This is a genomic window from Billgrantia hypersalina, from assembly GCF_052584175.1.
This window is the reverse complement of the sequence record NZ_JBMIQI010000020.1, coordinates 72,711-90,637: the sequence shown is the minus strand read 5'-3', so window position 1 is coordinate 90,637 and position 17,927 is coordinate 72,711. Positions and strand designations below refer to the sequence as shown.

20 protein-coding genes are annotated in these 17,927 nt (G+C 64.6%); 14 read left to right on the top strand and 6 right to left on the bottom strand.

What is annotated here, in order from left to right; translation table 11 throughout:
- The first annotated feature begins 12 nt into the window (after positions 1-12).
- The 3 genes from ACOJCM_RS19210 to ACOJCM_RS19200 all read left to right on the top strand — a co-directional run bounded on the left by ACOJCM_RS19210 (position 13) and on the right by ACOJCM_RS19200 (position 1,750).
- Positions 13-414, top strand: coding sequence for a hypothetical protein (locus ACOJCM_RS19210; protein WP_445213693.1), 402 nt, complete (start codon positions 13-15; stop codon positions 412-414).
- Between the two features lie 238 nt (positions 415-652).
- Entirely contained in the window at positions 653-1,417 is a 765-nt protein-coding gene (locus tag ACOJCM_RS19205) for a hypothetical protein (protein ID WP_445213692.1), read from the top strand.
- A 150-nt stretch (positions 1,418-1,567) separates the two neighbouring features.
- On the top strand, positions 1,568-1,750 hold the full coding sequence (locus tag ACOJCM_RS19200; protein ID WP_445213691.1) for a hypothetical protein: 183 nt from the start codon (positions 1,568-1,570) through the stop codon (positions 1,748-1,750).
- A gap of 1,164 nt (positions 1,751-2,914) precedes the next feature.
- Here the strand turns inward: ACOJCM_RS19200 and trhA are convergent.
- A complete protein-coding gene (gene trhA, locus ACOJCM_RS19195; RefSeq protein ID WP_445213690.1) occupies positions 2,915-3,586 on the bottom strand; it encodes a PAQR family membrane homeostasis protein TrhA in 672 nt (223 codons plus the stop codon).
- A 38-nt stretch (positions 3,587-3,624) separates the two neighbouring features.
- Entirely contained in the window at positions 3,625-4,260 is a 636-nt protein-coding gene (gene ribA / locus ACOJCM_RS19190) for a GTP cyclohydrolase II (protein WP_445213689.1), read from the bottom strand.
- A gap of 168 nt (positions 4,261-4,428) precedes the next feature.
- Between ribA and hemE the strand changes: the two genes are divergently transcribed.
- Together hemE and ACOJCM_RS19180 are read left to right on the top strand one after the other, a co-directional pair.
- Positions 4,429-5,511 carry a uroporphyrinogen decarboxylase gene (gene hemE / locus ACOJCM_RS19185; RefSeq protein ID WP_445213688.1) on the top strand — a complete coding sequence of 361 codons (1,083 nt, stop codon included), beginning with the start codon at positions 4,429-4,431 and terminating at the stop codon, positions 5,509-5,511.
- Positions 5,504-5,896, top strand: a complete 393-nt coding sequence (locus ACOJCM_RS19180) for a VanZ family protein (RefSeq protein ID WP_445213687.1) — start codon at positions 5,504-5,506, stop codon at positions 5,894-5,896. The genes hemE and ACOJCM_RS19180 overlap by 8 nt, the downstream gene beginning before the upstream one ends.
- Positions 5,897-5,984: 88 nt before the next feature.
- On the opposite strand, the gene ACOJCM_RS19175 is transcribed toward ACOJCM_RS19180, so the two are convergent.
- The gene (locus ACOJCM_RS19175) at positions 5,985-6,536 is read right to left on the bottom strand and encodes a peptidylprolyl isomerase (RefSeq protein ID WP_445213772.1); all 552 of its coding nucleotides are present in this window, start codon (positions 6,534-6,536) and stop codon (positions 5,985-5,987) included.
- A 338-nt stretch (positions 6,537-6,874) separates the two neighbouring features.
- Between ACOJCM_RS19175 and ACOJCM_RS19170 the strand changes: the two genes are divergently transcribed.
- The 9 genes from ACOJCM_RS19170 (at position 6,875) to ACOJCM_RS19130 (ending at position 16,293) form a co-directional block, all read left to right on the top strand.
- The gene (locus tag ACOJCM_RS19170; protein ID WP_445213686.1) at positions 6,875-8,872 is read left to right on the top strand and encodes a heme lyase CcmF/NrfE family subunit; all 1,998 of its coding nucleotides are present in this window, start codon (positions 6,875-6,877) and stop codon (positions 8,870-8,872) included.
- Entirely contained in the window at positions 8,872-9,435 is a 564-nt protein-coding gene (locus ACOJCM_RS19165; protein ID WP_445213685.1) for a DsbE family thiol:disulfide interchange protein, read from the top strand. The genes ACOJCM_RS19170 and ACOJCM_RS19165 overlap by 1 nt, the downstream gene beginning before the upstream one ends.
- A complete protein-coding gene (locus tag ACOJCM_RS19160; protein WP_445213684.1) occupies positions 9,432-9,923 on the top strand; it encodes a cytochrome c-type biogenesis protein in 492 nt (163 codons plus the stop codon). Before ACOJCM_RS19165 ends, ACOJCM_RS19160 begins: the two co-directional genes overlap by 4 nt.
- A complete protein-coding gene (gene ccmI / locus ACOJCM_RS19155) occupies positions 9,920-10,819 on the top strand; it encodes a c-type cytochrome biogenesis protein CcmI (RefSeq protein ID WP_445213683.1) in 900 nt (299 codons plus the stop codon). Before ACOJCM_RS19160 ends, ccmI begins: the two co-directional genes overlap by 4 nt.
- Positions 10,820-10,844: 25 nt before the next feature.
- Positions 10,845-11,597 (top strand): Crp/Fnr family transcriptional regulator, encoded by a 753-nt coding sequence (locus ACOJCM_RS19150; RefSeq protein WP_445213682.1) that lies wholly within the window; start codon positions 10,845-10,847, stop codon positions 11,595-11,597.
- Between the two features lie 256 nt (positions 11,598-11,853).
- Positions 11,854-13,464 (top strand): cytochrome D1 domain-containing protein, encoded by a 1,611-nt coding sequence (locus ACOJCM_RS19145; protein WP_445213681.1) that lies wholly within the window; start codon positions 11,854-11,856, stop codon positions 13,462-13,464.
- A gap of 160 nt (positions 13,465-13,624) precedes the next feature.
- Positions 13,625-15,301: a NapC/NirT family cytochrome c gene (locus tag ACOJCM_RS19140; protein WP_445213680.1), complete on the top strand. Its 1,677-nt coding sequence runs from the start codon at positions 13,625-13,627 to the stop codon at positions 15,299-15,301.
- 25 nt (positions 15,302-15,326) lie between these two features.
- Positions 15,327-15,674: a cupredoxin domain-containing protein gene (locus tag ACOJCM_RS19135; protein ID WP_445213679.1), complete on the top strand. Its 348-nt coding sequence runs from the start codon at positions 15,327-15,329 to the stop codon at positions 15,672-15,674.
- 73 nt (positions 15,675-15,747) lie between these two features.
- Positions 15,748-16,293 carry a hypothetical protein gene (locus ACOJCM_RS19130; protein WP_445213678.1) on the top strand — a complete coding sequence of 182 codons (546 nt, stop codon included), beginning with the start codon at positions 15,748-15,750 and terminating at the stop codon, positions 16,291-16,293.
- 58 nt (positions 16,294-16,351) lie between these two features.
- On the opposite strand, the gene ACOJCM_RS19125 is transcribed toward ACOJCM_RS19130, so the two are convergent.
- The 3 genes from ACOJCM_RS19125 to ACOJCM_RS19115 form a co-directional block, all read right to left on the bottom strand.
- Entirely contained in the window at positions 16,352-16,732 is a 381-nt protein-coding gene (locus ACOJCM_RS19125; RefSeq protein WP_445213677.1) for a DUF6164 family protein, read from the bottom strand.
- The gene (locus tag ACOJCM_RS19120) at positions 16,732-17,274 is read right to left on the bottom strand and encodes a hypothetical protein (RefSeq protein WP_445213676.1); all 543 of its coding nucleotides are present in this window, start codon (positions 17,272-17,274) and stop codon (positions 16,732-16,734) included. Before ACOJCM_RS19120 ends, ACOJCM_RS19125 begins: the two co-directional genes overlap by 1 nt.
- A 64-nt stretch (positions 17,275-17,338) precedes the next feature.
- A complete protein-coding gene (locus tag ACOJCM_RS19115) occupies positions 17,339-17,920 on the bottom strand; it encodes a nitrous oxide reductase accessory protein NosL (protein ID WP_445213675.1) in 582 nt (193 codons plus the stop codon).
- Positions 17,921-17,927: the final 7 nt, after the last annotated feature.

The following is a 17,927-nucleotide window of genomic DNA, read 5'->3' as shown; positions in this document are numbered from 1 at the left end:
TCAAACCAGGTGATGACCTGGACGGCCATTGGCTCCGGCGTGGTGGTGCTCTTTCTGGTATTCATCGATCCGGCCTTTCTCATTGCCGCTATCGGCCCCGTCGGTATCGGGATTGCCGCCGCGCTGATGGGCACGTCGAAAAATTATCGATCATTGGTGCGTGACGATCAGCACTATGAAATCGATTGGAAGAACGCCGAGGAAATTGCCGTATGGCGGGAGCGGTCTGTTATCGGCTTGCGCTTCACCTACCACAACGAAGACGGCTTTAGCTATCAAGCCTACAAGACACTCTATTGCCACAAGAAAGAACTCGATGAGCGCATCGATTTTCTTCGTGAGAAGCTTCCCAACACGCCTTACCGTGAATGCAAGCTAGATGTCGACTCGGATGGTGCCTTTGCGGTCGATTAGGCTTGCTGCGGGGTGGTAAGCCTGGCTGTCTGCCGATCAACTGCCGGACGGCCAGCCCTTCCTTTTCAAGGTAACCTATGACGACGCCGTGTATGGCAATAGCAGCGGTGGGCTCAGTTTTACCTTGTACAAGGCCGAGCCAAGGCGAGGCCGGTACGAGGTAGAGGTCGATGACCGATATCGTGGGTTGTGCTCCTCGGCCACCGTCGAGCTGACCGTGCCGATCCCCTAGGAGAAGATGACGATCATGTGGTTTATCCAACCCAAGCAGGACTATGTGGCGCAGCTGCCATGGAAGCATGCCGATGAGGCGGCTTTGATAGCATGGCAGATTCGCGCTCGAAATTACTATGTGCTTGCAGCTAACTTACTCTTGGTGGTTATGACCGCCATCTCTATGGTAGCTGGCTTATGGTTTGCATTTGGGTGGGGGATTGAATCGATACTAGGTAGAGCTCTTGCTGGCGGTGGGGTTTTTTTGTTTGGCGTACTCATTACCATGAGTATGACTCACCAGACCGCCATTATCGTCTACCGTCTTACCGACAAGCGCATTGAGGTATTTTCCTGGAAACCCCAGATCGATTCGGTCAAGCCAATGATGACATCGACTGCCATCGGCTCGGGCGTGGTGGTGCTTTTCTTGGTATTCATCGATCCGGCCTTTCTCATTGCCGCTATCGGCCCCGTCGGTATCGGGATTGCCGCCGCGCTGATGGGCACGTCGGAAAACTACCGGTCGATGGTGCGTGACGATCAGCACTATGAAATTGATTGGAAGAATGCCGAGGAAATCGCCGTATGGCGGGAGCGGTCTGTTATCGGCTTGCGCTTTACCTACCACAACGAAGACGGTTTTAGCTATCAAGCCTACAAGACACTCTATTGCCACAAGAAAGAATTCGATGAGCGCATCGATTTCCTTCGAGAGAAGCTTCCTAACACCCCTTACCGTGAATGCAAGCTAGATGTCGACTCGGATGGTGCCTTTGCGGTGGATTAATTCGGACGACCCACCTTGGGAAGGCGTGCATACGCTGCGCAATGCACGTCGCCGGATCCACGAGCGCAGGGCCAACGGCGAAGTTGGCCCCATCTTTACTTTCTTCTGGTATGCCTACATGTCATCGAGCTATGGAGCCTTACCGGCTACTTGACGGAGTGGGAGGCCAAGCGGTTGAAGAAGAGCCGCCCCAAGCTGCGTCCGGCGAAATTGGAAGAGTTGTCCAAGCCCCTACCCAAGGAGCCGTGGGCCAAGCCCGGTGAGGAGCTGGTACGCCTGTCCGCCGAGGTGCGTAGAGTGCGCGAGGAAAACCAGAGCCAGCATATGCGCTAAGGCGTAGTCATTGAGTCATCACCAGGCCTTCACCAAGAAGGCCTTGGCCCCCTGTTGCCTGAAATCGCGCAGCGGGGCGGAAAAAGATCCTTTTCAGGGCGGGCATTGAGTGTCAGCCTCGGCGGTAGCGTGGGGGATACAGTGCCGCTGACAGAGATGTCGGGAGATATGTCGGATATCCTCAGTGTCGCTACGGGGAAGGCCCTATCCCCGCTGTTATGGGAAATTCCAGGGGCGGAAAAAACAGTCAGGGCAGGCCTCAGGGTTCACCTTAAAGAGCCATGCCTAGACTGATACCAAAAAAAGCCCGGCCGCTGGGGCCGGGCTTTCTCATCGACGCTTCCTTATCCAACTACCCTTGGGCTTCCTGCCCAAGCATCCTTGGTTCTGAGCAATCCCTTTGCTCGGTCTTCCCTGTAGGGCTCTCCGTAGCCCGTTGCGTGTAGGATGACAGCCCTGAGCGGGTCACGACATAACCTGTGTAAATTCCCGTGTAGGAGATTGCCGACAATGTCTGTAAGAGAGGTCGTCTCTCAATGATCTGGTCGGTCGGGCAACCCACAAGCCATAAAAAACCCGGCCACTGGGGCCGGGTTCTTTATCGATGCTTCCCTATCTGACTACCCTTGGGCTTCCTGCCCAAGCATCCTTGGTTCTGAGCAATCCGTTTGCTCGGTCTTCCCTGTAGGGCGTTCCGTCGCCCGATGTGTGTATGGTGGCAGACCTGAGCCGGGAACGAATTAACCTGGGATATCGAAACGTGTAAGAGATTGCCGACACAGCACGTAGGCGCATGGCCTTGGCTCAGCCGGTGGCGCGGAAACGAAAAGCCCGGCCTTGCGGCCGGGCTGGATCTTCGCTTCCTTACCTCCACCTCGAGCATCCTTCCGCTCGAGCATCCTTGGATAGTGAGTCCTCCTGACTCGGTCATCCCTGGCTGAGCCTCCGTGCTCAGTACGCCTCTACTTTGCCAAGCGAAGGGGCTTCCGACGTTAACTTGTGGCAAGCACCGCGTAAGAAATAGTCGATGCGTTTTGTAGGAAATATCTTACGAACAGGCCGGGCAGGGAGGGGTGTCGGCGGAACGCCATCTCCCTGGAGGGGCCCAGGGGAAGGGAAGAGGCGCGGGGTAGACCCCCGTGAGGGGGCTGTGCCTGGTGGCGCTCAGGTACCGAACGGCAACACCGCGGCATAGACCGCGAAGTAGTGGCAGGTGCTGCCGCCGAGCACGAACAGGTGCCAGATGGCATGGTTGAAGGGAATCGCGCTGATGGCGAAGAAGACCACGCCCAGGGTGTAAGTGATGCCACCGGCAGCCAGCAGGGCGATGCCGGCGGCGGGCAGGCTGGCGCTCATCTCGCCGCTGGCAAAGACGATCATCCAGCCCATGATCAGGTAGATTGCGACGCGCAACACGCTGAAGCGGTGCGGCCAGGCCAGCTTGCAGGCGATGCCGGCGAGCGCCAGGCTCCAGACGATGGCGAACAGCGTCCAGCCGGTGGGACTGCGCATGTTGACCAGCAGGAAGGGCGTGTAGGTGCCGGCGATCAGCAGGTAAATGGCGCAGTGATCCAGTTGCCGGAATACGCGCTTGAGCCGCGGATGACGCACGCCGTGGTAGAGGGTCGAGGCGGTATAGAGCAGCACCAGGGTCACGCCGTAGAGGCTGATGCCGACGATCTTCCAGGGATCGACATGTACGGCCATGCTGGCCAGCACCAGCAACACGATCACCCCGGCCAGGCTCAGCGCCGCGCCGATGCCGTGGCTGATGCTGTTGAGCAGTTCCTCGATGAGGTGGCGGCGATGTCCGGCTGTGGGGTCGCGGTAGGGCATGGGCTGTTTCCGTCAGGAGCGCCCCGATGCCTTGTCGCTCAGGGCTTGCGTTCGATATCCACGTCGCCGGCTTGGGTGAAATCGCCCAGCGCCATCATGTGGCCAAGCTTGCCGGCCTTGGTGGAGAGATATTGCTCGTTATGAGGATTGAGACCCGTGGTCAGCGGTACGCGTTCCGCAATGATGATGCCTTCTTTGGCCAGGGCATCGACCTTGCGCGGGTTGTTGGTCATCAGCCGCAGGCCGTGAATGCCCAGGTGCTCGAGCATGGGCACGCAGAGGTCGTAGCGGCGCAAGTCGGCGCCGAAGCCGAGCTGCTCGTTGGCTTCCACGGTATCGGCGCCCTGGTCCTGGAGGTGGTAGGCGCGGATCTTGTTGAGCAGGCCGATGCCGCGGCCCTCCTGGCGCAGGTAGAGCAGCACGCCACGGCCTTCGTCGGCGATGCGCTTGAGCGCTTCCTGCAGCTGGTAGCCGCAGTCGCAGCGCATGGAGAACAGCGCGTCGCCGGTCAGGCACTCCGAATGCACCCGGCCGAGTACCGGCTCGCCATCGGCCACGTCGCCCAGCGTCAGGGCGATATGATCCTTGCCGGTGGCCTCGTCCTCGAAGCCGTGCATGGTGAAGGTGGCCCAGGGGGTGGGCAGCCGGGAGGCGGCGATGAATCGAATCGTCACGGGGTACCTCGGTCAAGACCACGGCGATGCCGGAAGTGAATCCCGCATTCTAGCAGGAACGCCGGCCTGGCTCACGAATGTGCGGCGCCACCGATCTTGGCCGAGGTCAAGCCGCGCGAAAAATCATGCGCTACAATGGGCCGACATTTCCTGTGGATGACTGCCTGCATGGATCTCAAGAACGATCGTTTTCTGCGCGCCCTGATGCGTCAACCGGTGGACCGCACCCCGGTATGGATGATGCGCCAGGCCGGCCGCTACCTGCCGGAGTACCGCGCCACCCGCGCCGAAGCCGGTAATTTCATGGACCTGTGCCGCAACCACGACCTGGCCTGCGAAGTGACGCTGCAGCCGCTGGAGCGTTACCCGCTGGATGCCGCCATCCTGTTCTCGGATATCCTCACCATCCCCGACGCCATGGGGCTGGGGCTCTACTTCGAGACGGGTGAAGGGCCCAAGTTCCGCAAGCCGGTGCGCAGCGCCGAGGATGTCGCGGCGCTCACGGCGCCCGATGCCGAACGCGACCTCGACTACGTGATGCGGGCGGTGTCGACCATCCGCCGCGAACTCAACGGCCGGGTGCCGTTGATCGGCTTCTCGGGCAGCCCCTGGACGCTGGCCACCTATATGGTGGAGGGCAGCTCGAGCAAGGACTTCCGCCATGTGAAGACCATGCTCTACGACACGCCCAGCGTGATGCACGATCTGCTCGACATCCTGGCCGGCGCCGTGACCGATTACCTCAATGCACAGATCCGCGCCGGCGCCCAGGCGGTGCAGATCTTCGATACCTGGGGCGGCGCGCTCTCCACCCCGGCCTATCTCGAGTTCTCGCTGCGCTACATGGAGCAGATTGTCGCCGGCTTGATTCGCGAGCATGACGGGCGGCGCGTGCCGGTGATCCTGTTCACCAAGAACGGCGGCCAGTGGCTCGAGGACATCGCCCTGGCAGGCCCCGATGCCGTGGGCATCGACTGGACCACCGAGCTCTCCGACGCTCGCGCCCGGGTGGGCCACAAGGTAGCGCTGCAGGGCAACCTGGACCCCAACGTACTGTTCGCCCGCCCCGCGGCCATTCGTGCCGAGGTGGGGCGCGTTCTCGACAGCTACGGTCACGGGCCGGGGCACGTGTTCAACCTGGGGCACGGCATCAGCCAGTTCACCGACCCCGACAATGTCACCGCCTTCATGGAGGCGTTGCACGAGCTGAGCCCACGCTACCATCGTGCCATCCAGTACCAGAATGCCTGATACCGGCTGGCTGCGGCGGCTGGCCTGGGGTGAGGATAGAAAGCAACACCGCCTGTGGGCGGTGGTGGCCGTTCTGGCGGCCGTGGCGATTGCCGTCGGCAGCCTGACCCCGGGCGACGAGATGCCCCGCTCCCTGCCGTGGGACAAGCTCAACCACTTCGTGGGTTACGCCGGCCTGGCAGGTCTGGTCGGCCTGGCCGGGTTACCACTGGCACGCAGTTTCATCGCCGTGGTGCTATTCGGCATTGGCATCGAATACCTGCAGATTCCCGTGCCCGGGCGCAGCGGCGGCGATTGGGCCGATATCCTGGCCAATAGCCTGGGCGCGGCCGCGGCGGTGCTGGTGCTTCACGCCCTTCGCCGCTGGCTGATACGGCGACGCTAACGCAGCGCCGGCTCGAGACCGCCGCCAGTACGACGACGCCCCGTCATCGAAAGAGACGGGGCGTCGTTGTGTCTGGCCGGCGGTGTGCTCACTGCACTTCGGCGCGCTCGATAATCACGGGTTCGCGGGGCACGTCCTGGAAGGGGCCGCGGTTGCCGGTGGGCACCCGCTTAATGGCGTCGACTACGTCCATGCCCTCCACCACGCGCCCGAACACCGCGTAGCCCCAGGCCTGCCCGGAGTGGGTGCCCTGGTGATTGAGGAAGCCGTTGTCATTGACGTTGATGAAGAACTGCGAGGTAGCCGAGTGCGGGTCGCCGGTGCGCGCCATGGCCAGGGTGCCGCGCTCGTTGCGCAAGCCGTTGTCGGCCTCGTTGGTGATCGGCGCGCGGGTCGGCTTCTGGCGGAAGTCCTGATCGAAGCCGCCGCCCTGGACCATGAAGCCGTCGATCACGCGATGGAACAGGGTCCCGTCGTAGTGGCCCTCCTGCACGTAGGTGAGGAAGTTATTGACGCTTTCGGGGGCTTGCTCCTGGAACAGCTCGATGGCAATGGGGCCGTGGTTGGTATGCAGCACCACGTCTGCCGCGCTGGCGTTGGCGGCAGCCAGCGGCAGGGCGAGGGCGGCGAGCAGGGAGATAAGGGTTCGCTTCAGCACGGAAGGCTCCTGTTGTTCGCGATGAGGGGCGTCAAGAAAAACGGTGTGCCTAGATTACGTTCAGTTTCCCTTCTTGTCAGGCATTCGCTGCTCGGTCCGGGCCGCGACATCCCGCCACGCCGAATTGTTTGACATGGATCACACCCGGCTCGGGAAAAGAAGTATGGGGTATGGTCTTTTTACGGCGCCGGCCGGACCATTCGCTCATGCCGGCCGAGGTCGCCTTTTTTCATCAGCCTGATCGCCTCGGCCACGAACCGGATTCACTGACCGGCAGGCGCGCTCGGCGCCGGTGCCGCGAAGGCGTGAGGTGTCGGCCCATGATAGCGGAACTCGGAAACTTTGCCCTCGTGCTGGCGCTGTGCCTGGCGCTGGCCCAGAGCGTGCTGCCGCTGCTCGGCGTTCAGCTCGACGATGCCCGCCTGATGCGCAGCGCCCGCTTCTTGGCGACGGGCCAGTTCGTCTTTCTCGCGCTCTCGTTTGCCGTGCTGACCTGGGCTTTCGTCGTCGGCGACTTCACGGTGCGCTATGTGGCCGGCCACTCGAGTCTCGGCCAGCCGTTGATCTACAAGGTCACGGCGGTCTGGGGCGGGCACGAGGGCTCGCTGCTGCTATGGGTCCTGATCCTGGGAGCCTGGGGAGCGGCCGTGGCCGGCTTCAGCCAATCGCTGCCCCGCGAGATGCTGGCGCGTGTCCTCGCCGTGCTGGGTATGGTCGGCGTGGGCTTCATCGCCTTCACGCTCTTTACCTCCAACCCCTTCGAGCGAGTCATCCCCGGCCCCATGGACGGCCGCGGCATGAACCCGTTACTGCAGGACCCGGGCATGATCCTGCACCCACCGCTGCTCTACATGGGCTACGTGGGCACTGCGGTGATCTTCGCCTTTGCCGTTGCCGCGCTGCTCGGCGGCCGGCTTGATGCTGCCTGGGCGCGCTGGTCGCGGCCCTGGACCACGGTGGCCTGGGTGTTCCTCACCCTGGGCATCGCGGTGGGGGCCTGGTGGGCCTACTACGAGCTGGGCTGGGGCGGCTGGTGGTTCTGGGATCCGGTGGAGAACGCCTCCTTCCTGCCCTGGCTCACCGCCACGGCGCTGATGCACTCGCTGGCGGTGACCGAGAAGCGCGGCGGTTTCAAGGTCTGGACCCTGATGCTGGCGATCATCACCTTCGCCTTGACCGTGCTCGGCGCCTTCATCGTGCGCTCGGGCGTGATCACCTCGGTACACGCCTTCGCCACCGACCCGGAGCGTGGCGTCTTCCTTCTCGGCATGCTCACCTTGACCCTGCTTGGCTCGCTGACGCTCTACGCCTGGCGGGCGCCCCGGGTGGGGCTCGGCGGCGCCTTCGCCTGGTATTCGCGCGAGTCGCTGCTGCTGGCCAACAACGTGCTGCTGACGGTGGCCTGCGCGGCGGTGTTTATCGGCACGCTCTATCCGCTGGCGCTGGACGCCTTCGGCCTGGGCAAGATCTCGGTGGGCCCGCCCTACTTCGACGCGGTGTTCGCCCCGCTGATGCTGCCGCTGCTGCTGCTCGTCGGCCTCGCTCCGGCGGTGACGTGGAAACTGGCGAACCCCGGCGAAACCTTCCGCCAGCTGCGCTGGGCACTCGCGGTCAGCGTGGTGGCCGGCGGGGTATGGCCACTTGCGCTTGGCGCCTGGCATCCCATGACATCGCTTGCCCTGATGCTGGCCATCTGGATCGTGTTGACCGCGCTACTGGATATCCACAAGCGCATGGGGTCGGCGCGGCAGCCGCTGCGAGCGCGGTTGCGCAAGGTGACGCGCCCGAGCTTCCTGGGCATGCACCTGGCCCACATGGGGCTGGCACTGGTGGTGGTGGCGATCGCCATGGTCAACACCTACGAGGTCGAGCGCGACGTGCGCCTGGCACCGGGCCAGAGTGCTTCGGCGGCAGACTTCGACTTTACCCTGCTGCGCATGGAGCGCGTGCAAGGCCCCAACTGGGAAGCCGATCAGGCGGTGGTAGAGGTGACCAAGGAGGGTCGTTCGGTCGCCGTGTTGCAGCCGCAGCGACGCTACTACCAGACCCATGCCCAGATGCCCATGAACCAGGCCTCGCTGCATCGTGCCGCCACCCGCGATGTCTACGTCTCGCTGGGCGAGCGGCTGGAGGGCGACGCCTGGAGCTTCCGGCTCTACTACAAGCCCTACATGCTGTGGATGTGGTTCGGTGCCATTCTGCTGGCCCTGGGTGGCCTGCTGGCCGCCGCCGACAAGCGCTATCGCCTGGCCAGGCAGCGCCATGCCCGCCCGCAGCAAGCACCAGCCGCCGGTCGGCCACGGGAGGTGACAAGCTGATGAAACTTCGCCTGATCATACCGCTCGTAGCCACGATTGCCCTGCTCGGCCTGCTGTTCGTGGGCCTGGGCATGAACTCCCGTGACCTGCCTTCGCCGCTGGTCGGCAAGCCGGCCCCGCCATTCATGCTGGAATCGCTGCAGGACGCCAGTATTACCCTCACCGAGCAGGACTTCATCGGCGAGGTGGCCCTGGTCAATGTCTGGGCCACCTGGTGCAGCACCTGTCGCTCCGAGAAGCCGCTGCTGATGGAACTGGCACAAGGCGGCATTCCCATCCACGCCTTCAACTACCGTGACGAGCGCGATTCGGCGCTGCGCTACCTCAGCGTCAGCGACAATCCGTACCGCACCATTGCCTACGACCCCCAGGGCGATGCCGGTATCGACTGGGGCGTCTACGCCACGCCGGAAACCTACGTGCTCGATGCCGAGGGCGTGATTCGCTACAAGCGCATCGGCCCACTTACGCGCCAGCTGCTGCTCGACGAGGTGCTGCCGCTGATCGAGACACTGCGCGCCGAGCAGCGTGCCGGCGAAGGCAGGGGGGTGGCGCAATCATGACGCGACGCATCCTCCCCCTCATGGCAGGCATCGCGCTGTGGCTGTCGGCGGGCCTGGCCATGGCATTGGCCATCGGACAGCCGCTGGAGTTCGCCAGCGAGGCCCAGCAGCGCCAGTACGACTCGCTGGTGCGCGAGCTGCGCTGCACGGTGTGCCAGAGCGAAACCATCCATGAATCCAATGCCGAGCTGGCCGCCGACATGCGTCGTCGGGTCTACGACATGACCCTGGCCGGGCATGACGCCGAGGCCATCGTCGAGTTCATGGTCCAGCGCTACGGCGACTACGTGCGTTACCGGCCGCCGCTGCAGGCCAATACCGCGCTGCTTTGGGCCAGCCCCTTGCTGCTGCTGGTGTTCGGCGTCATCTGTTGGTGGCGCATCGTCGCGGGCCGTCCGAGGGTGGCGCAGCACCCCGAATTCACCGCGCGGGAGCGCGCCTTGCTCGACCGATTCCATACGGGCGATGACACCGGGAGACAACCATGAACGGACTGTTCCTGCTGCTGGCCATGGGCCTGTGCGCCCTGGCGCTAGGCTTCGTACTCTATCCGCTGCTGCGTACCTCACCCCGGGAGCAGGGACAGTCGTCGCGGGCGCTCACCCTGGCGCTGCACCGGGACAGGTTGAGCGAGCTGGACCAGGACCTGGCGGCGGGCACCCTGACCCAGGCCCAGTACGACACCGCCCTGGCCGACCTGGAGCGCGAACTGCTCGACAGCGGTGCCGTGGACCCCGACGACCCGCGGGCCGCCGCGGGGCTCGGCGTACGGCGAGCCCCGCTGGTCGCCGCCTGCCTCAGTGTGGCCGCGCTGCCGTTCCTCGCCACGGGGCTCTACCTCACGGTCGGCCATGCCGAGGACGTCTTCGCCGCTCAGATACCGGCGGGTACGCCACCGCCACTCGAGGTCGAATCCGAACCGCGCTCCGAAGCCGGCCTGCAGCGCGAATTCCAGCACTTGGCGCAGCAGCTGCAGGGGCGCCTGGCCCAGGAACCCGGCGATGTCGAGAGCTGGGTCCTGCTGGGGCGTACCTTGGCCTTCCTGAAGGATCTTGAAGCCGCCGAGCGCGCCTTCCGCGAGGCCATGGTGCACGGTGGCGACCGTGACCCCGACCTGTTGGCGCGCTACGCGGACGTCATCGCCGAGCGCCAGGGCAGCCTGGCCGGCGAGCCCCAGCGCCTGATCGCGCGCGCCCTGGACATCGACCCCGAACACGTCCAGGGGCTGTGGCTGGCGGGCTCGCTGGCCCTCCAGCAGGCCGACGAAAGCGCGGCGCGGGACTATTGGGAGCGCCTGCTCGGGGTGCTGCCACAGGGATCGCCCGAGGCGGAGGTGATCGAGGGCAACCTGAAGCAGTTGGACCAGACGGCGGCTGCCGAATGAGACAAGACAGAGAAGGAGGTATCGCATGAAGTCGCCGCTGAGTCGCGAGTCCCTGCAGGCCGTTCGTCAAGTGCCGCTGTTCGCCGGGCTGGAGCAGGAGACCCTGGCGCTGCTGACCGAGGGGGCCGTGGAGCGCAGCTACCGCCGAGGCACGCTGCTGTTCAGCAAGGGCGAGCTGGCGGATCGCTTTTACGTGGTGCTCGGTGGCTGGGTCAAGCTGTTCCGCGAGAGCCCCGACGGCAATGAATGCATGGTGGGGCTGTTCACCCGTGGTGAGTCTTTTGCCGAGGCGGCGATGTTCGACCGGCTGGGATTTCCGGTCAATGCGGCGGTGGCCGAGGATGCCCGGCTGCTGGTCTTTCCTGCCGAGCACTTCCTTACCACCCTGGAACGCAACCACGGCCTGGCGCTCAATTTGCTGGCCAACCTTTCCGGCATGCTGCGCTCCCTGGTGCGCCAGCTCGACCAGTTGACGTTGCAGCCCACCTACCAGCGCCTCGCGGCCTTCATCGTCTCGCTGTGTCCCGACGAGGACGGCCCGGTCAGCGTCTGCCTGCCCTGCGACAAGTTGCTGATCGCCGGCCGGCTGGGCATGAAGCCCGAAAGCTTCTCGCGCGCGCTGGCGCGGCTGCGCGAGGTCGGTGTCAGCTGCGAGCGCAACTTCGTTCATGTCGAGGATATCGCCGGCCTGCGGCGCTTCGCCAATGCCGCCGACGAGGCGGCTGTCATCCTTCCGAGCTGCGGCGTCTCCGCCGCCGGCCTGCGCCCCTGCCGCTGATCCGCCGGCTTCCCTACCTTCCTACGCCACGCCGCGGCCCACGCCAATGGGCCACGGCTTTTTCTCGAAGCAGTTGTGACATAAGTCAACTCTCGGATGCATCAATTGACAATGGTCAAGTGAGCCGAAAGGCAAAGCTGCTCTACTGGCCCCAGGTGGGGGGTGGCTGAGAGTCATGGTCGCTGAGCACAGAAGAAAAGGTCATGTCGGGCACCCGCCAGCCACTACCCGAAGGGGAAACCAAGCGAGGCACGTTATGCACAAGAGAGCATTGAGCAAGGGGATCTTCGCCCTCAGCTTCCCACTGGCCGCCATGATCGGAACCGCCCACGCCGCAGCACCGGAGCTGAGCGATGAGGAGATGGATCGCGCCAACACCATCTACTTCCAGCGCTGTGCCGGCTGCCACGGTACCCTGCGCAACGGCGCCACCGGCCCGAACTTGCTGCCCGAAACCACGCAGGAGTTGGGTCAGCGTCGCCTGGAGAGCATCATCACGCTGGGCACCGAGGGTGGCATGAACAACTTCGATGGCATCCTCTCCGCGGATGACATCACGTTGATCTCGAAGTACATCCAGCACGATCCGGTCGACCCGCCTGAAATGTCGTTGGCGGACATGAAGGAGCGCTGGCAGGTCTTCGTCGCGCCCGAGGATCTTCCCACCGAGCCCCAGCACGATCTCAACTGGGAAAACTTCATGGTCACCATCCTGCGTGACCGTGGCGCCATGGGCATCATCGACGGCGACACCAAGGAGCTGGTCACCGAAGTCGAGACCGGCTATGCGGTGCACGTGGCCAAGGAGAGCTCAGACGGCCGCTTCTGGTACGTCCAGGGCCGTGACGGTCGTCTTTCCAAGATCGACCTGTGGATGGACCCGCCGCAGGTCACCGCCGAAGTGTTCATCGGCTACGACGCCCGCGACGTGGCGGTGTCCCACTACGGCGAGTGGAAGGACAAGTACGTCATTGGTGGCGCCTACTGGCCGCCGCACTTCGTGATCGCCGATGCCGAAACCATGGAGCCGCTCAAGGTCGTCTCGACCCGCAGCTACGACACCGAGGGCAACTTCCGCAACGAGGCCCGCGTCGCGGCGCTCTACAACACCCCGCATGCGCCCACCTTCCTGGTCAACGTCAAGGAATCCGGCCAGGTCTGGCAGGTCGACTACAGCGACATCGACAACCTGCGCATCGACCAGATGGAAACCGCCGAGTACCTGCACGACGGCTTCTTCGATCCCACCGGTCGCTACTTCCAGATCGCCGCCAACATGAGCGACAAGATGGTGTTCATCGACACCGAGACGCGCAAGTTGATCAGCATGCTGGAAACCGGCATCAAGCCGCACCCGGGCCCGGGTGCCAACTGGGTCGACCCCGAGTGCGGCCCGGTGGCCGGTACCACCCACCTGGGCGAAGGCCTGCTGACCTTCTGGGGCAACGATCCCGAAGGGCATCCCGACCAGGCCTGGCAGATCTGCGACCAGATCGAGACCGACGGCCCCGGGCTCTTCGTGCGCACGCACCCCGATTCCGACAACGTCTGGATCGACCAGGCCATGCACCCCGAGCCCGACGTCAACCAGTGGGTCATGGTCATGAACAAGGAGACCCGTGAGCTGACGCCGATTCATGTCGCCGATCGTCCCCTGGAGCACGATGCCGTGGCGGTGCACATGGAGTACGACCAGACCGGCACCGAGGTATGGGTCTCCATCTGGGCACGCGGTGAAGGCCACCAGGAAGACGGCGCCATTGTCGTCTTTGACGACAAGACCCTGGAAGTGAAGGCGGTCGTCGAGGGCCTCAACACGCCGACCGGCAAGTTCAACGTCTACAACCGCAAGAAGCACGTCGGCTGAGGACCAGCCGCTAGCGCCGGGGGCCCCAGTGGGGCGCCCGGCCTCTTCCCCCGCCGTTTCGCCCTGGTGGAGCGGCGGGGGAAGGGGCCGGCACAACAGCACAACCAGGCGGCGGCCGTCGAGAGCAAGCACCGCGTCATGACATCTTGGGAGAAAGACCATGGGGGAGCGACCACGCAATTGGCGCAGAATCACCATCCTGGGGGCATCGCTGGGTGCCGCCGTACTTTTTTTTATCGCCGGCATCATCTTCTGGGGCGGCTTCAATACCGTGATGGAGGCGACCAACAGTTACAAGTTCTGCAGCACCTCCTGCCATGAGATGAGCTGGGTCCACGAGGAGTATCAAGAGCGCCCGCACTACCAGAACGCCACTGGCGTGGGTGCGGCCTGTTCCGATTGCCACGTACCGGACGCCTGGGGACCCAAGATGATTCGCAAGATCCAGGCCAGCCGCGAGGTGTGGCACTGGATGCTGGGTTCGATCGATACCCAGGAGGAGTTCGAGGCCAAGCGTATTCACCTGGCCGAGAACGTCTGGCGCTCGATGCTCAAGACCGACTCCCGCGAATGCCGCAACTGCCATGACTGGTCGGCGATGGACCTGGAGCAGCAGGCTGCGCGCGCTTCCCGCGAGCATGCCCGCGCCTTCGACCAGGGCATGACGTGTATCGAGTGCCACCAGGGCATCGCCCACCAGCTCCCTGAAGCCTGGGATGAATCACCGGTCTGGGCAGGCCGCTTCGAGGTCGCCGACGAGGAAGCGGGAGACGAGGGAGCGCCTGTCGCGCCGCTCGAGAACGAAGATCTGGGCGAAGCCGCCTCCGTCAGCGAGAACCTTGCCGCCGCCCTCGACTGGGATGACGTGCCGGCCATCGACCTGACGCTGTTCCTGCCCGGCCAGGCTTCCATCGAGTGGATCCAGGACGGCAGCTCTCACGGGGGCGGGCGTGCCTTCAGCTTCGGCGACCGCTGCCTCTGGTGCCACCAGGGCGAAGAGGCCGACATCGGTGCGCTGGCCGTCGCCGGCGAGAAGATCGAAACCTACGACCTGGGCGACAAGCGCGGCCATGTGCCGATGAGCGTCAAGGCTGCCTTCGACGACGAATACCTCTACATGCAGTTCCAGTGGGAGGCCGGCGAGCATGCGCCGCTGCCCTTCGTCGAGGGCGGCGTGATGGATCCGGACAACCCCTTCAAGCTGACCGTCAGCCTCTCCGATGACCGCGTCGACATGGCCGAGCGGGCGGGCTGCTGGGCGAGCTGCCACCACGACTCCGCCTATATGCCCGATGCCCCTGAAGCCGAGGCGCTGGCGGCGAGCGAGCTCACCGAACGACTCGACTTCATGAGCGGCAACGGCGTCACCAAGTACCTCTCCGAGAGCCGCACCGAGATCGAGATCAAGGGACGACGTGGCGCGGCCCGCGGCGGCTGGGACAAGCTCAAGGAGGAGAGTGAGATCCAGGAGTTGCTCGATGGCGGCGCCTATCTCGACCTGGCGCGCTACAACAGCGGCGACGGCTCCGTCGAATCGGGCTATGTCCTCGACGAGCGCCACTTCAGCGATAGTGAAGCTATCGCCTTCAGCGCCGAGGAACAGGACGGCGTGTGGACCGCCTACCTGACGCGTGCACTCAAGACCGGCACGCAGGGCGACAAGCCGCTCGACCTGGCGCGACTCTACAGCCTCAACGTGGCGCTGCACGACGACCATGCCGACTCACGCTTCCACCACGTCTCCTTCCAGTACGGCCTGGCCTTCGGTGTCGAGAACCCCGAGGAGGCCTTCGGCGAGGACATGGTGGAGATCAATGCCACGCGCGTCACTCATTGACCTGATGACCAGGGAGGAAACGCTCATGCAACAGCGTATCGGACGAACGTTCGGCGCGACCGCCCTGGCCACCCTGCTGCTGGGCGGGGTGGTCCAGGCCGGCGACGATGTGGTCGAAGTGGAAATGCGCGACTACGGTTATCACCCCGCCAGCATCGAGGTGGAAGTCGGCACCACGGTACGCTGGGTCAATACCGAGAAACGTACCAGTCACGACGTTTATTTCCATGAAGAAGACCTCGGCTCGGAGCGACTGTTTCCCGAAGAGCGCTGGGAGCGCACCTTCGACGAGCCCGGCACCTACGCCTACCGCTGCCGCCCCCATGAGAATCGCGACATGACGGGGGTGATCACGGTGGTGCCGGCCGAGTGACCCGAGGCATACGTCAACCTGAGCGATCGCCGGCATGCACGGCGGTCGCCCCCACCATCCTGGAGTAACATCAATGGGACGATTCATTCACGCCTCGACCTGGCTCGGCGGCGGCCTGGCGGCCCTGGTCTTCTCCGCCGCCCTGGCGGCGGATGCGCCCACGGGCTATCGCAGCGCCGAGTTCGGCATGTCGTCCGAGGAGGTGATGGCCGTACTCGAGCGCGATGCCGTGACCCAGGTCGAGGCCCAGGAGACCGAAGCGGGCGATCTCATCATCGACGGGGAGCTGCTAGCCCAGGACGAGCCGGAAACGGACCTGCGCTACGTGTTCCCTGCCGGCAGCGACCAGCTCGCCCTGGTGGTGTCGTTCCATCCCGACGTGGCACAGCGCGAGCGGATCGTCGAACAGCTCGTGGCAAGCCACGGCGAGCCCTGGGCGGAGGAGATGTCTGCCTGGTGGTACGAGCAGCTCCAGGGCGACATGCCCGAAACGCCGCAGAGTCTGATGGTGTGGGGGGGCGAAGGCGACGAGGCGACACAGCGCGGGCGCTTCGTGCGGCTGTGGACGTTCGAGGACTATCTCTCGGTCGAGTATCTGGATACGCAGCGGTTTCGTTGAATGCCACCGCCTTCAATGGCCGCCTCGGGGCGACCATTCTGCTTGGCGGGGAAAACCTCTAGTGGCTGTCGAAATTCTCGATCAGCCCCAGGAAGGGCACTAGCGTGAGCGCCAGGATGGCAAGCACGGCCAGGGCTACCAGCAGCATCTGCACGGGATGGTGGCGCAGGCGTCGCCACAGGGTCGGTGCTTCACCCTGCGCGACCCGTTCAGCGTGCGCCTGCTGCTCGCGCGCTTGACGCTCTGCCTGGTAGCGCTCGAGGACCTCTCGCGCCGCCTCCAACTGTGCGGCGTCACGCAGCCAGATGGCATCGACGCCCAGGCGCCAGAAGCCGGCCTGGGTCTCGTAGGTGTCGAAGCCGTGCTCGTCGAGCAGCCGGCGCACTTCCCAGGCTTCCTCTTCGCTGACGTTGGCCAGCCGGAACAGCAGCGTCGCCATCAGTTGGCGGCCTCACACAGCCCTTCGGCCCGGGCCATGGCCGCGTCGGCCCCCGTCAGGTCGAAGCTCATGAACCAATAGTCCTCGTCGCCGCGGTCGAATCGCAGCCGTAGCGTCTCGCCGCCACGCATCTCGTCGAGCAGCAGCGCCTGGGTATCGAGGTAGAAATTGACGTAGAAGCCACGGTCGCCGCGCTGGGTGATGAATTCCGCCATGCCGCTGTGGATGGTCTCATAATCGACTCGCAGGTCGCCGGGGACCAGGTTGGCCACGCGGCTCTCCGGCTGGTGCTCGTCGAGCTCGACGCGCACCTCGAGCCACGGCAGGTCGCAGACGCCTGCAGAGTAGTTGACGCTCAGGATCGCGTCGCTGTAGCTCGTCTGCTCGAGGGCGCGAAAGTGACGCTCCTCGCCCAGCGTGAGCGTCACGGAGTGCCAATTCTCGTGCTGCTCGGCATCGCTGACATTGTAGTTGGTGGCGAAGGCCGGCCCGGCCAGGGCCAAGCCGACCAGTATGGCAGCGAGTGGAGAGGGGAGGCGCATGCGGGTTCCTCGCAAATCGATGCGCCCGAGCCTAGCATGCGGTGCGGTGGCTGTCCCGTCGGGCTCAGTGCCCGCCGTGGCTCCCTTGGCGATTGGCATGGTCGTTACCGTGCCCGCTCATGCCACCCATGGTATCGCCGCCGAGTTCGCCGCGGCTCAGGCGGGCCAGCAGGTCGAGATCGATCTCTTCGAAGCTGTACAGTTCGCCGCCGTGGGTCTCGGCAAAGGCCTCGGCGTGGTGGCGCTCCTTGAAGGAGGCCAGGGTATGGCCCATGGAGCCGCGCTGGTCGTGGCCCGCCACGTACCACGCCTCGCTGGCGAGAATGAAGGCGCCGTCGTCGGGCCTGGGCCAGGGCGCGGCGGCGACGTCGTGCACGTAGGCGTGGGAGAGGCGGCTCTCATTCTCCGGCTGGCGCAGGAAGGCGAACAGCTCTGTGGTAGAGCAGAACTTCAACGCCGAGGTCCCCTTGTCGAGGAAGGCCTCGCCCTTGGGGCCGGGGTGTTCGTCGATCAGCATGCCGCAGACGTGGCAGCTGTCGCCGGATTCGATGGGCTCGGCGGCGGCCAGGACGACGGGCTCCGACTCGCCGCAGCCGGCGAGCAGCAGCGGCAGCAGGAGCAGGGGCAGCAGCAAGAAACGGCGCATGGCGGGG